Annotated in this window: 9 protein-coding genes; 7 read left to right on the top strand and 2 right to left on the bottom strand. The window is 68.3% G+C overall.

The genetic code is table 11. From position 1 onward, the window contains the following. Window positions 1-42 precede the first annotated feature (42 nt). The 7 genes from IPU70_RS14560 to IPU70_RS14530 all read left to right on the top strand — a co-directional run bounded on the left by IPU70_RS14560 (window position 43) and on the right by IPU70_RS14530 (window position 10496). Window positions 43-2148 carry an ATP-dependent helicase gene (locus IPU70_RS14560; RefSeq protein WP_207468220.1) on the top strand — a complete coding sequence of 702 codons (2106 nt, stop codon included), beginning with the start codon at window positions 43-45 and terminating at the stop codon, window positions 2146-2148. Between the two features lie 63 nt (window positions 2149-2211). After that, window positions 2212-3216 carry a magnesium and cobalt transport protein CorA gene (locus IPU70_RS14555; protein WP_013395092.1) on the top strand — a complete coding sequence of 335 codons (1005 nt, stop codon included), beginning with the start codon at window positions 2212-2214 and terminating at the stop codon, window positions 3214-3216. Between the two features lie 79 nt (window positions 3217-3295). Next, complete coding sequence (locus IPU70_RS14550) at window positions 3296-3955, top strand: thermonuclease family protein (RefSeq protein WP_207468218.1); 660 nt, start codon at window positions 3296-3298, stop codon at window positions 3953-3955. A 121-nt stretch (window positions 3956-4076) separates the two neighbouring features. Then, a complete protein-coding gene (locus tag IPU70_RS14545; protein ID WP_207468216.1) occupies window positions 4077-6314 on the top strand; it encodes an ABC transporter substrate-binding protein in 2238 nt (745 codons plus the stop codon). Next, window positions 6311-7288, top strand: coding sequence for an ABC transporter permease (locus IPU70_RS14540; protein WP_207468214.1), 978 nt, complete (start codon window positions 6311-6313; stop codon window positions 7286-7288). Before IPU70_RS14545 ends, IPU70_RS14540 begins: the two co-directional genes overlap by 4 nt. A 5-nt stretch (window positions 7289-7293) precedes the next feature. Next, window positions 7294-8802, top strand: a complete 1509-nt coding sequence (locus tag IPU70_RS14535) for an ABC transporter permease (RefSeq protein ID WP_207468212.1) — start codon at window positions 7294-7296, stop codon at window positions 8800-8802. Then, window positions 8799-10496, top strand: coding sequence for an ABC transporter ATP-binding protein (locus IPU70_RS14530; protein WP_207468210.1), 1698 nt, complete (start codon window positions 8799-8801; stop codon window positions 10494-10496). Before IPU70_RS14535 ends, IPU70_RS14530 begins: the two co-directional genes overlap by 4 nt. Before the next feature lie 42 nt (window positions 10497-10538). On the opposite strand, the gene IPU70_RS14525 is transcribed toward IPU70_RS14530, so the two are convergent. Both IPU70_RS14525 and IPU70_RS14520 read right to left on the bottom strand, forming a co-directional pair. Then, window positions 10539-11084: a MarR family winged helix-turn-helix transcriptional regulator gene (locus tag IPU70_RS14525; protein WP_207468208.1), complete on the bottom strand. Its 546-nt coding sequence runs from the start codon at window positions 11082-11084 to the stop codon at window positions 10539-10541. A gap of 28 nt (window positions 11085-11112) precedes the next feature. Further along, complete coding sequence (locus IPU70_RS14520) at window positions 11113-12939, bottom strand: collagen-like triple helix repeat-containing protein (RefSeq protein ID WP_207468206.1); 1827 nt, start codon at window positions 12937-12939, stop codon at window positions 11113-11115. Window positions 12940-13074: the final 135 nt, after the last annotated feature.

Raw genomic sequence — 13074 nt, 5'->3', positions numbered from 1 at the left:
GGCTCGCCGTTTTCAGCGGCTGCCATGCTGCGGCCCCGCCCCATGTCCGACCAAACCGATACGTCCTCCCCGTCCGCCGAGCGCCCCGATCCCCTGGCCGATCTCAATCCCGCCCAACGCGAGGCCGCCGAATTCGGCGTGGCCGGCGCGCCGGGCGACGACGGCCCCTTGCTGGTGATCGCCGGCGCCGGTTCGGGCAAGACCAATACGCTGGCCCACCGGGTGGCGCACCTGATCCTCAACGGCGCCGATCCGCAACGCATGCTGCTCCTGACCTTCTCGCGCCGCGCGGCGCTGGAAATGGAGCGGCGCGTGGGCTCGGTGCTGCAGCGGGTGATGAAGCTGCGCGCCACGCAGCAGGCGCCGTCGCTGCCCTGGGCCGGCACCTTCCATGCCATCGGCGCGCGCCTGCTGCGCGATTGCGCGCAACGCATCGGGCTGTCCGAAGCCTTCACCATCCATGACCGCGGCGACGCCGAGGACCTGATGGGCATGGTGCGTCACGAGCTGGGGCTGTCGTCCACCAAGTCGCGCTTTCCGCTCAAAGGCACCTGCCTGGCCATCTATTCGCGCGTGGTCAACAGCCAGACGCCAGTGGCCGACGTGCTGAAGACAGCGTTCCCCTGGTGCGCGCAATGGGAGGACGAACTCAAGAACCTGTTCCGCGCCTACGTCGCGGCCAAGCAGGACCAGCAGGTGCTGGACTACGACGACCTGCTGCTTTACTGGGCCGAGATGATGGGCGATCCCGGCATCGCGGCCGACGTGGGGGCGCGCTTCGACCATGTGCTGGTCGATGAGTACCAGGACACCAACCGCCTGCAGTCCGCCATCCTGATGGCCATGAAGCCCGACGGCCGCGGCCTGACGGTGGTGGGCGACGATGCCCAATCCATTTATTCGTTCCGCGCGGCCACGGTGCGCAATATCCTGGACTTTCCGGGGCAGTTCCCCACGCCGGCGCGCGTCATCACGCTGGACCGCAACTACCGTTCCACGCAGCCCATCCTGAACGCGTCCAACGCCGTCATCGGCCTGGCCACGGAGCGCTACGCCAAGGACCTGTGGACCGACCGCAAGTCGTCCCAGTTGCCCGAACTGGTGACGGTCAGCGACGAAGCCGGCCAGGCGCGCTGGGTGGCCGACCAGGTGCTGGCGCAGCGCGAGGGCGGGGCCACGCTCAAGTCGCAGGCAGCGCTGTTCCGCACCGCCAGCCACAGCGCCGCGCTGGAACTGGAGCTGACCCGCCGCAACATCCCCTTCGTGAAGTTCGGCGGCCTGCGCTTCCTGGAGGCCGCGCACGTCAAGGACCTGCTGTCGCTGCTGCGCTGGGCGGAGAATCCGCGCGGCCGCATGGCGGGCTTTCGCGTGGCGCAATTGTTGCCCGGCATCGGCCCGGCCACCGCCGGCAAGCTGATGGACGCCATGTCGGCCTCCGCCGAACCCCTGCGCGCCTTGCGCGAGTTCAAGCCGGGCGCGGCGGCGCAGGGCGAGTGGGGCGCGTTCGCCGACACGTACGCGGCGCTGTGCGATCCCGCGCTCAAATGGCCTGCTGATGTGGACCTGGCCTTGCGCTGGTATGGCGCGCAGCTGGAACGCCTGTACGACGATGCGCGCGTGCGCCGCGCGGACCTGGACCAGTTGGCGCGCATCGCCGCCGGCTACGGCACGCGCGAACGCTTCCTGACCGAGCTGACGCTGGACCCGCCGGACGCGACCAGCGACGAATCCGGTGCGCCGCATCGCGACGAGGACTACATGATCCTGTCCACCATCCATTCCGCCAAGGGCCAGGAATGGAAGGCGGTCTACGTCCTGAACGTGGTCGACGGCTGCATCCCGTCCGACATGAGCACCGGCACGGCCGAGGAAATCGAGGAAGAGCGCCGCCTGCTGTATGTGGCCATGACGCGCGCCAAGGAACGCCTGCAGCTGATCGTGCCGCAGCGCTTCTACGTACACCAGCAGACTGGCATGGGCGACCGGCACGTCTACGGATCGCGCACGCGCTACATCACCAATGCGATGCTGCCGCTGTTCGATCACCTGCCCAAACCGCCGGACCTGCCCGAAGGGCGCGGCGTGCCCAAGGAACCGCAGGCGCCCAGCGTGGACGTGGCCAAGCGGGTGCGCAACCTGTTCTCCTAGGCTGGGCTATCATCGCCCGATATATAAGCTGTCCGGCAGGGATCGCATTGCTAAAGGGTGTTTATGGCTACTGAAGAACATGCCGCCGACGACTCGAAGAGAGAAGTCGTCGCGTCGATCGCCTACGTGAACGGACGGCGGGACCGCGAGGTCCCGATCGATGAAGTCGCCCAGTACGTCAGCCAGGACCACGGCATGCTGTGGATCGGCCTGCGCAATCCGCGCCCCGAAATGCTGGCCAAGGTCGCCAGCGAGCTCGGCGCCTGCGACAAGAACCAGGAAGAAATGCTGGAATCGCACCGGCGGCCGAAGATCATCGACTACGGCAATATGATCCTGATCGTCGCCATCACGGTGGAGGTCGAGGCCGAGCGTCCCATTTTCGGCGAGACCCAGTTCCTCATCGGCGACGGCTTCCTGGTCACGGTGCGGCGCGGCGCCACCGCTGGCCACAGCCCCTTGCGTGAACGGCTGGAAGCGTCGCCCGACCTGCTCAAGCGCGGCAGCGACTATGTGGCTTCGGAACTGCTGGACTGGCTGGTGGACCGCTACGTCGCGGCGGCCGGCAAGATCGAATCCGTGGTCGAGGGCGCCGAGCAGAAGCTGCTGATCCGCGGCGCCAAGGACTCGGACATCCGCAGGCTGTACCGCCAGCGCCGCGACCTGCTGCGCATCCACACCGTGGTGTCGCCGCTGGCCGAGATCTGTCGCCGGTTGGCGCGGGTCGAGATGTCGGCGGTGGACGAACATGCCCGTCCGTACTTCGGCGAAGTCGCCGACCGCGTGCTGCGGGTGGACGAACTGTTCAACTCGCTGCGCGAATCCCTCGCCTTCGCCTTTGAAGCCAGCCTGATGATAGGCCAGGCCGCGCAGAACGACACCACCCGCAAGCTGGCGTCCTGGGCCGCCATCCTGGCGGTGCCCACGGCCATCGCCGGCATCTACGGCATGAACTTCGAATTCATGCCCGAACTGAAATCGCCCTGGGGCTATCCGGTCACGCTGGGCGTCATTATCTCGATCTGTTCGGTCCTGTATTGGCGCTTCCGCAAGTCGGGCTGGCTGTAGCGCCGACGCCCCGGTCAGGCCGCCGGGGCCGGGGCCTTTATGGCAAACTGCCTGCGTTTTCCTACCTGGAGCGCTGGCGGTGCGTGGCAAACCTAACTTTCGCGGCGGCAGCAAGCTGACCGCCCTGATCGTCGCCCTGATACTTGCGGCGGCGGGCGCCATCGTCAATTGGCTGCAGCCTTCGGGGCGGGACGGGCAGGACCGGGCCGAACGTCCGACTTCTTCAGCCCCGAGCCGGCCGGGCGCAACGCTGGCTGGCGGCATCCCGCAGGGCAGCTATACGCTCACGGGCATGATCGTGAACGTGGCCGACGGCGATACCGTGACCCTGCGCGCGCCTGACGGCCAGCACCGCATCCGCATGGACAGCATCGACGCTCCCGAAGAGGGCCATGGGTCCGACCAGCCCGGGCAGCCCTATGCCGAGGCCGCGCGCAAGAACCTGGCAGGTTTGGTCGCGGGCAAGACGCTTACCGCGCAATGCTACGAGAAGGACCAGTACGGCCGGGAAGTCTGCGCCCTGATCCTGGATGACGGGCGCTCGGCCAACCGCCTGCAGGTGGAGGCCGGTTACGCCTGGGCCTACACCGCGCGCCAGGGCGACTACCTGCGCGACAAGGCCATGCCGGACCTGCAGCGCCAGGCCAAGGCGGCCGGGCGCGGCCTGTGGGCGCAGCCCGGCGCCATGCAACCCTGGAAGTGGCGCTACGACTGCTGGCGGCAGCGCCAGTGCGGCTGAGGCCGCGGGGGCCGGGCCGCGCAGCCGCTCGTGCGCGCCAGCGGCCCTGGGGGATGCCTGGGTATGGGCCCCGGCCCGTGTTTGCTATCCTCTGTCGCAACGATTCGAAGGGAAGGTTTCCATGCGTGCATTGAAGCGGCTCTGGGCGGCGGCCATGCTGCTGTCGCTGGCGTTGGCGGGCTGCTCGCAAGAAAGCCCCATCAACAGCCCGTATCCGTCCGGCGCCGAAAGCCAGAACACGCTGTTTTCCGCCTTCGTCAAGCGTTCGCCGAAGTACCTGGACCCGGCCAGCTCTTATTCCGGCGACGAAACCCCTTATACGTACAACATCTATGAGACGCTGTACGGCTACCACTATCTGAAGCGACCCTACGAACTGGTGCCGCGCGCGGCGGCGTCCATCGACCCGCCCGTCTACCTGGACGCGCAAGGCAACACCCTGCCTGCCGACACCCCGGGCGAGCAGATCGCGCAAAGCGTCTACGACATCAAGATCCGGCCCGGCGCGCGCTACGCGCCGCATCCGGCCTTCGCCCGCAAGACCGACGGCAGCTACGACTACTTTCCGCTGGCCGCGGGCGAGCTGGACGACAAGTTCTACATTCCCGACTTCCCGCGGACCGGCTCGCGCGAACTGACGGCCGACGACTACGTCTACGCCTTCCGGCGCCTGGTCAGCCCGCGCGTGGTGTCGCCGATTTCCAGCCTGATGACCGAGCATGTGGCCGGCCTGAAGGAATATGCGGACCGGCTGCGCCAGCGCGACCAGGCGCTGCGGCGCGACATGCCGGGCGGGGCCGGCGCGCCGCCCTGGCTGGACCTGCGCGAGGCCGACGGCTTCACGGGCGTGCAGGCGCTGGATCCGCACACGCTGCGCATCCGCGTCAACGGCAAGTATCCGCAGTTCAAGTACTGGCTGGCCATGACCTTCACCGCGCCGATTCCTTGGGAAGCCGACCGCTTCTACAGCCAGCCGGGCATGGGGGCGCACGACCTGTCGTTCAACACCTGGCCGGTGGGGACAGGGCCGTACATGCTGGTGGAGTCGCTGCAGAACCGCCGCCACGTGCTGGGCCGCAATCCCAATTTCCATGGCGAGCCCTATCCCTGCGAAGGCGAGCCCGGCGACGCGGCCGCCGGCCTGCTGGCCGATTGCGGCAAGCCCACGCCTTTCATCGACCGCGCGGAATTCAGCGTTGAAAAGGAAGCCATCCCGCTGACCGGCAAGTTCTTGCAGGGCTATTACGACGTGCCGCAGATCGAGCGCGGCGAGTACGGCGTGGCCATGCTGGTCGCGGCGGGCGACAGCCAGGACAAGGCGCGCCTGTACAGCGAACATGGCATCAAGCTGCCGACGACCGTCGAGACCGCCAACTGGTACATGGGCTTCAACTGGCTGGACCCGGTGGTGGGCAAGGGCGACACGCCGGAACAGGAAGAAAGGAATCGCAAGCTGCGCCAGGCCATCAGCATCGCGTTCGACTGGGAAGAGTACGTCGCCGTGTTCGAGAACAGCCAGGCCTCGGTGGCTTACGGCCCGGTGCCGCCGGGCGTGCTCGGCTACCGCGAACCGCCCGAAGGCGTGAATCCCGTGGTCTACGACCTGGTGGACGGCAAGCCCGTGCGCAAGTCGGTGGACGTGGCCCGCCGCCTGCTGGCCGAGGCCGGCTACCCCGACGGCCGCAATGCCAAGACGGGCGCGCCGCTGGTGCTCTATTACGACTCGATGCAGGGCGGCGGTTCCAATCCCCAGTTCGACTGGATGCGGCGCCAGCTGGCCAAGATCGGCGTGCAGCTGGACGTGCGCGCCACCGATTACAACCGATTCCAGGACAAGATGATGCGCGGGTCGGCGCAGATCTTCCTGTGGGGCTGGAACGCCGATTATCCCGACGCCGAGAACTTCCTGTTCCTGCTCTACGGCCCCAATGCCAAGGCCAAGGGCGGCGGCGAGAACGCGGCCAACTACGCCAGCCCCGAGTTCGACCGCCTCTTCGAGCAGATGAAGTTCCTGGACGACGGTCCCGAAAAGGCACAGCTCATCGCCAGGATGATTGCCATCGTGCAGCGCGATGCGCCCTGGATGTTCGGCTACTTCCCGATGTCGGGCGGCGCCTACCAGCAGTGGGTCGGCAACGCCAAGCCGACCCAGATGGTCCGCAACACGCTTCAGTACATGAAAATCGATGCCGCCCTGAGGCAGCAGAAGATCGATGAGTGGAACTATCCGCGGTGGTGGCCGATCGGCCTGTTCGCGCTGTTGCTGGCGCTGGCCATCTGGCCTTCGTATGTGGCGCTGAAGCGGCGCGAACGCCAGACGGCATTCACGCCGGCCCTGGGCAAGGAGCATCAATCATGATCGGCTACGTGATCCGCCGGTTGCTGTACGGCGTGCTGATCCTGATCGGCGTGAACCTTTTCACCTTCGTCCTGTTCTTCGCCGTGAACACGCCCGACGACATGGCGCGGCTCGCCATCGGCGGGCAGCGCGTCAACCAGGACGCGGTGGAAAAATGGAAGGCCGAGCGCGGCTATGACAAGCCGCTGTTCTTCAATGCCAAGGCGGAAGGCGCGGCCCAGCTGACCGACACGGTGTTCTACCAGCGCTCGGTGCCCTTGCTGGTCATGGACTTCGGCGCGTCCGACGGCGGCCGCGACATCGGCCGCGAAATCAAGACGCGCATGGGGCCCAGCCTGGCCCTGGCAGTGCCTACCTTTTTCCTGGGGCTGTTCGTCAGCATCGTTTTTTCGCTGACGCTGGTGTATTTCCGCGCCACCCGGCTCGACTTCTGGGGCGTGGTGGTCTGCGTGCTGCTGCTGTCCATATCCAGCCTGTTCTACATCATCGCCGGCCAGTGGGTCTTCGCCAAGCTGCTGCGGCTGGTGCCGTTCTCGGGCTTTTCGGGCGGGCTGGACGTGGTCAAGTTCCTGGCGCTGCCGGTGCTGGTCGCAATCGTGTCGCGGCTGGGGCCGGAAGCGCGCTTCTACCGAACCCTGTTCCTGGAAGAGATCGGCAAGGACTATGTGCGCACCGCGCGCTCCAAGGGGCTGGCCGAACGCATCGTGCTGTTCCGGCATGTGCTGCGCAACGCCATGCTGCCCATCCTGACCAGCACGGTGGCGGCCTTGCCGCTGCTGTTCATGGGCAGCCTGATCGCGGAGTCCTTCTTCGGCATTCCGGGCCTGGGCAGCTACACCATCGACGCCATCAACGCGCAGGACTTCTCCATCGTGCGCGCCATGGTGTTCCTGGGCGCCGCCCTCTACATCGTGGGGCTGATCCTGGCCGACATTTCCTACACGCTGGCCGACCCCCGCGTCCGATTCGAGTAGCCGCCATGCCCATGTTCGTCTTCCTCTGGACCGATATCGCGCTGTGGCTCATGGTGCTGGGCGCGCTGGCCTACGTCTGGCACGTGCGCCGCAGCCCGAACCTGCGCGCGACCTGGGCGCGCGTGGCCCGCGACACGCCGGCCATGTGTTCGGCCGTGATTCTGGCCGCCTTCGTGGTGGTAGGCCTGCTGGACTCGGTGCATTACCGGCCGCTGCTGCTGCCGGCCCCGGGCGCCGCCGCCGACGCGCCGCCGGCCTATGCGCCCGCGGTGCGCTCGGCGCTGGACGGCCTGCTCACGGGTTCCGTGCTGACCACGCCGGAAAAAACCTATTCCGAGCCCTTGGCAATACGGCAGTTCACCAAGGAAACCATGCTCGTCAACGACAAGCCGGTGCGCGACTTTCCCCGGCTGCGGGGCGCGGGCGTCCATCTGCAGGATCCCGACCGCGATCACCTGGGCGATGTGGCCAAGCGGGTCGCGCTGGGCCTGGCCGCCGGGCTGGCGGCGTCCGCCATTGTGGTCGGATTGATGTATGCCGGCTTGGCCAGGCGCCGAGCGGCCCGGGTTGCCGCCGGGGATCCGCAGGGCGGGTATTCGGAAGTGCCCTGGCGCGCCATGGCCGTCACCTTCACGCTGCTGTGCCTGACGGCGGGCGCCCTGGCCGGCCTGTCCAGCGGCTATCACGCGCTGGGCACCGACCGCATCGGCAACGACGTCCTGTGGCAGGCGCTCAAGAGCATCCGCACGGCGCTGGTCATCGGCAGCCTCACCACCATTGCGATGCTGCCGCCGGCCATCGTCTTCGGCATCGCCGCCGGCTACTTCAAGGGCAAGGTCGACGACGGCATCCAGTATCTCTACACCACCATCACGTCGATTCCGGGCGTGTTGCTGGTGGCCGCCTGCGCGCTGATGATGCAGGTATACATCGACAACAACGCGGATCTGTTCGACACCTCGGCCGCGCGCGCCGACCTGCGGCTGTTCCTGCTCTGCATGATCCTGGGCTTTACCGGCTGGGCCGGGCTGTGCCGACTGCTGCGCGCCGAAACCCTCAAGCTGCGCGAATTGGAATACGTGCAGGCGGCGCGGGCCTTCGGCGTGTCGCACTGGCGCATCATGACCCGCCATCTGCTGCCCAACGTGGCGCACTTGGTCCTGATCACCGTGGTGCTGGAATTCTCCGGCCTGGTCCTGTACGAGGCGGTGCTGTCCTATCTGGGCATAGGCGTGGATCCCAGCATGAATTCCTTCGGTTCCATGATCGACGGCGCGCGGCTGGAAATGTCCCGCGACCCCATGATCTGGTGGAACCTGATGACCGCATTCGTCTTCATGCTGGCGCTGGTGCTGGCGGCCAACCTGTTCGCCGACGCGGTGCGCGACGCCTTCGATCCGCGCACGCGGCGCTACAAGCCGGGCCGCATGGCGCGCTTCGGCCTGTTCGGCCGGGCGCCGCGCACGGCGCTGGCCACCGATACGCGCCAGTCCCGTCCGGGAGATGCCCCATGAGCCAGGCTCCCTTGCTCGACGTGCATGGCCTGTACGTGGACATCGCCGGTGAAAGCGGCATGACGCATGCGGTCAAGCGCTTGCATCTGGCGATCTCCAGGCGGGAGACCTTCGCGCTGGTCGGCGAATCGGGTTGCGGCAAAAGCATGACGGCGCTGGCGCTGTTGCGCCTGCTGCCCGACGCCGGACGCATCGTGGGTGGGCAGATCGACCTGGACGGCGAAGACCTGAACCGTCTGCCGGAAAGCGCCATGCGCGGCGTGCGCGGCGGGCGCATCGGCATCATCTTCCAGGAGCCGTCCACCAGTCTGAATCCGGTCATGCGGGTGGGCGACCAGATCATCGAGACCCTGATTGCCCACACGCCCCTGCGCGGCGCCGCGGCGCGCGCCCGCGCCGTGGACTGGCTGCGGCGGGTAGGCATCCCCGAGCCCGAGCGGCGCATCGACGACTATCCCTTCCAGTTCTCGGGTGGGCAGAAGCAGCGCGTCATGATCGCCATTGCGCTGGCGGCCGAACCCGTCCTGCTGATCGCGGACGAGCCCACCACGGCGCTGGACGTCACGGTGCAGGCGCAGGTGCTGGACCTGCTGGCCGACATCCAGCGGGAAATGGGCATGGCGGTGCTGCTGATCACGCACGACCTTGCGGTGGTGAAGAACGTCGCCCATCACGTGGCGCTGATGCGCGGCGGCGAGATCGTTGAAAGCGCCGACGCCGAGGAGTTCTTCCGCGCGCCCAAGCACCCCTATGCGCGGCAGCTGTTCGAAGCGATTCCCACGTTTGAAAAGCGCGGCACGCCGCTGACCGAAAGCGGCCGCGAGGCCATGGCGCGAAACGACGCCCGGCTGGCCGGGAGCCCCAAGGCGAGCGATGCCGGCGTGGTGCTGGACGTGCAGGACCTCAAGATCCATTACCCCGTGCGTAAGGGGCCTTTGCGCCGTATCGCGTCCTGGGTCAAGGCCGTGGACGGTGTGACCTTTACCCTGAAGGCGGGCGAAACGCTGGCCCTGCTGGGCGAGTCCGGCTGCGGCAAGACCACCACGGGCAAGGCGCTGCTGCGCTTGATCGATGGCGCGCGCGTGTCGGGCCGGGCGATGCTGCAGGGGCAGGAATTGCTGTCCGCGGACCGGCGCACGCTGCAGCGCCTGAGGCAGGACATTCAGATCATCTTCCAGGACCCGTATGCCTCGCTCGACCCGCGCATGCGGGTGGGCGACATCCTGGACGAAGGATTGGCATCCCTGCGCGCCGGCATGGACAAGGAGGCGCGCCGCGCCCACGCCGCGCGGCTGATCGAGCGCGTGGGCCTGCCGTCCAATACCCTGGCACGCTATCCGCACGAATTCTCCGGCGGCCAGCGTCAGCGGATCGCGATCGCGCGGGCGCTGGCGGTTGAACCCAAAGTGCTGATCTGCGATGAACCCACGTCGGCGCTGGACGTTTCCGTGCAGGCCCAGATCCTGGACCTGCTGCGCGAGCTGCAGCACGAGCTCGGCATCGCCTATCTGTTCATCACGCACAATTTCGGCGTGGTCGAATATCTGGCGGACCGTATCGCCGTCATGGACGCAGGCCGCATCATCGAATTGGGACCGGCCGACGCGGTGCTGCACCAGCCGCGCGAGGACATGACGCGCAGGCTGCTGGCCGCCGTGCCGCGCCTGCACTTCGGGCCGCCCGAGGCGGCCTGATCCGGCTGAAGAAGCGGCGGGGGCGATGTCCCCGCCGCTTTTCTACCCGGCCTGATGCGCGCTGCCTGCCTCCAGCCAGGCCAGGGTGTCGCGCTTCACGCCGTGGCCGCAACGCATCAGGAAGGCATGCACCGTTTCCAGTTCCGCGGTGTCATAGCTGCGCGCGGTGGTGGCAATGGCCTCGGCGATCCACTGCCGTTTCTGGGCCAGCGCCTGGCACTGCTCCTCGACCGGCCGGATCACGATCATCCGGCGGTCCAGCGGGTGGCGGCCGCGCTGGACATAACCGGCGGCCTCCAGCCGGTTGATCAAGGCGGTCGCGCCGCCGGAGCTGACGCCCAGCAACTGGGCCAGATGCCCGGTGGGCAGGGCATCGAACTCCATGACCAACTCCAGCGCCTTCAGGTCCGCCGGGGGCATCCCCAGCTTTTCCGCCAGGGCCGACTGGCACGCCGCGTTGTAGGCGGCGAATTGCCGCCCCAGCAGCAGGACGATCTCGTCCAGCATGCCGGATCGCCGGTTGCTTCCCGTTGATTCAGCCATGCCGGTCACATGCTCGTGGTGAAAGTAGGTCTGTTGTTGCAGCATGATGTGGATTCCTGGCGGTTGCGATGGATCACTTCTTCCCGGCCAGGCCGCCGAGCAGTCCGCCCAGCAGGCCGCCGTTGGCAGTCCCGCCGGACGATCCGCCCGCCGCCGCGCCGCCCGTCAGGCTGCCCGTCACGCCACCCAGCAGTCCGCCGAGCAGGCCGCCGTTGGCGCCGCCAGTCGTGCCGCCAGATCCCGCCGAAGCGGCGGGTACCCCGGCGGAGGCTCCTGCGCCCGCGCCCGCACCGGCGCCGGCCGCGACGTTCACGCCTCCCACCAACCCGCCCAACAGGCCACCGCCGTTTGTCCCAGCCGTGGCGCCTGCGCCAGCACCCGCCGCAGCGCCGCCAGCTCCCGTCAACCCGCCGACCAGCCCGCCCAGCAATCCGCCGCCGGCAGCGCCTCCTGCCGCGCCGCCGGCCGTGCCGCCCACGGCTCCCGTCACGCCACCGAGCAGGCCCGTCACCGGAGCCAGCAGGCCGCCCGCGCCATTGGCGCCGCCGGCCGCGCCGCCCACCGCTCCCGTCACGCCGCCCAGCAGGCCCGTCACGGGGGCCAGCAGGCCGCCCGTGCCGTTGGCGCCGCCCGTCAAGCCGCCCGTCACGCCGCCCAGGCCCAGGCCGCCGGTGAGCGAGGCCACGGCGCCCGTCGCGTTCGCCAGCGTCGAACCCAGGGGATTGGCGTTGCCCGGCGTGGCATGCAGCAGGCCGCCCGCGCTGGCGACCGCGCCGCCCAGCCCTTGCAGCACGCCGTTCAAGCCCGGCGTGCCACCCGGCAACGCGCCGCCCAGATTGGTGACTGTGCCGCCCAGGCTGCTCAACAGGCCGGCTACCGGCGCGCCCAGCTTGGTGGTATCGCCGACTTGCTGCGTCAGGCCGACGACCTTGCCGCCCAATGGGCTGGCGGTTGGATCCAGCGCGCCGCCCACGCCGGCCAGCACGGGCTGCAAGCCCAGCGGCAGCACGTTGTCGACCGTCTTGCCGACGTTGCCGAGCGCAGGCTCGAGCAGCGGCGTGTTGGGACCGCTGAGTACGCCGCCAGTCACGCCGCCGACTACCTGGGTGATCGGCTGCAGCAGCCCGCCCTGGCCCGACAGTGCCCCCGTCAAAGCGCCAACCGCGCCGGTGGCGTTGCCCAGCACGGTCGTCAGGGGATTCGGATTGTTGGCGTTCGCATTCAGCAGGCCGCCAGTGCTGGCCACGGTCTTGCCCAGGCCGTCCACCAGGCCGCCCACGCCCGCGCCCAGGCCCCCGGGCAGTCCCGATCCTTTGACGCTGGTGCCCAGGTCGCTGACCAGGCCGCCTACCTGCCTGACGACGCCGTCGGTGGGTTGTCCCAAACCGGTAGTCGCGCCGATCTGCTGAGTCAGTCCGACCACGGTGTCGGCTACCGGCTTGATCGTGGGATCCAGCGCCTTGCCCACGCCCGCCAAGGTCGTGTCCAGGTTCAGGGGCAGGGTGTTGTCGAGCGCCGCGCCGGTATTGCCCAGCGTGGTTTCCAGCAGGCCGCTCACGCGCGGCGGATTGGTGCCGCCGCCAGGGTCGGTGCCCCCACCGGGGTTGGTCCCGCCACCGGGGTTGGTGCCACCGCCGGGGTTGGTGCCGCCACCGGGGTTGGTACCGCCGCCGGGGTTGGTGCCGCCGCCGGGGTTGGTGCCGCCACCAGGGTTGAGGCCGCCGCCAGGATCAAGGCCGCCGCCGCCAGGGTTGGTGGGAATGTCGGTCCCGGGCAGGCCGGCGGTTTTCTTGCCGCCGCCACCGCCGCCGCAGGCGGCCAGGGCGCTTACGAGTGCGGTGGCCAGGATGGTGGCGGTCAGGACGCGTTGCAGGCGGCGCGTGTCGGAATGGGTATGCATGGCGAGCTCCTTTGGTTGGAAGAGTCAGGCGTAGAAACAACCCGATACGCTTCCTCATGCATAAACCATGCCAAGATTTTTCAGGCCGCCGGCAAAACGGCACTTTCCGTAATTTCTGATGAATTAAATCGCTTT

The sequence above is a fragment of the Achromobacter sp. SD115 genome (assembly GCF_017355315.1).
Lineage (GTDB): Bacteria > Pseudomonadota > Gammaproteobacteria > Burkholderiales > Burkholderiaceae_B > Achromobacter > Achromobacter xylosoxidans_B.
This window is presented reverse-complemented; position numbering and strand designations above follow the sequence as displayed.

Excerpts from the sequence above, each read along its gene's own strand:
- IPU70_RS14540 (WP_207468214.1), top strand. The coding sequence starts at position 6,311 with ATGATCGGCTACGTGATCCGCCGGTTGCTGTACGGCGTGCTGATCCTG.
- IPU70_RS14545 (WP_207468216.1), top strand. The coding sequence starts at position 4,077 with ATGCGTGCATTGAAGCGGCTCTGGGCGGCGGCCATGCTGCTGTCGCTG.
- IPU70_RS14530 (WP_207468210.1), top strand. The coding sequence starts at position 8,799 with ATGAGCCAGGCTCCCTTGCTCGACGTGCATGGCCTGTACGTGGACATC.
- IPU70_RS14535 (WP_207468212.1), top strand. The coding sequence starts at position 7,294 with ATGCCCATGTTCGTCTTCCTCTGGACCGATATCGCGCTGTGGCTCATG.
- IPU70_RS14560 (WP_207468220.1), top strand. The coding sequence starts at position 43 with ATGTCCGACCAAACCGATACGTCCTCCCCGTCCGCCGAGCGCCCCGAT.
- IPU70_RS14555 (WP_013395092.1), top strand. The coding sequence starts at position 2,212 with ATGGCTACTGAAGAACATGCCGCCGACGACTCGAAGAGAGAAGTCGTC.
- IPU70_RS14520 (WP_207468206.1), bottom strand. The coding sequence starts at position 12,939 with ATGCATACCCATTCCGACACGCGCCGCCTGCAACGCGTCCTGACCGCC.
- IPU70_RS14525 (WP_207468208.1), bottom strand. The coding sequence starts at position 11,084 with ATGCTGCAACAACAGACCTACTTTCACCACGAGCATGTGACCGGCATG.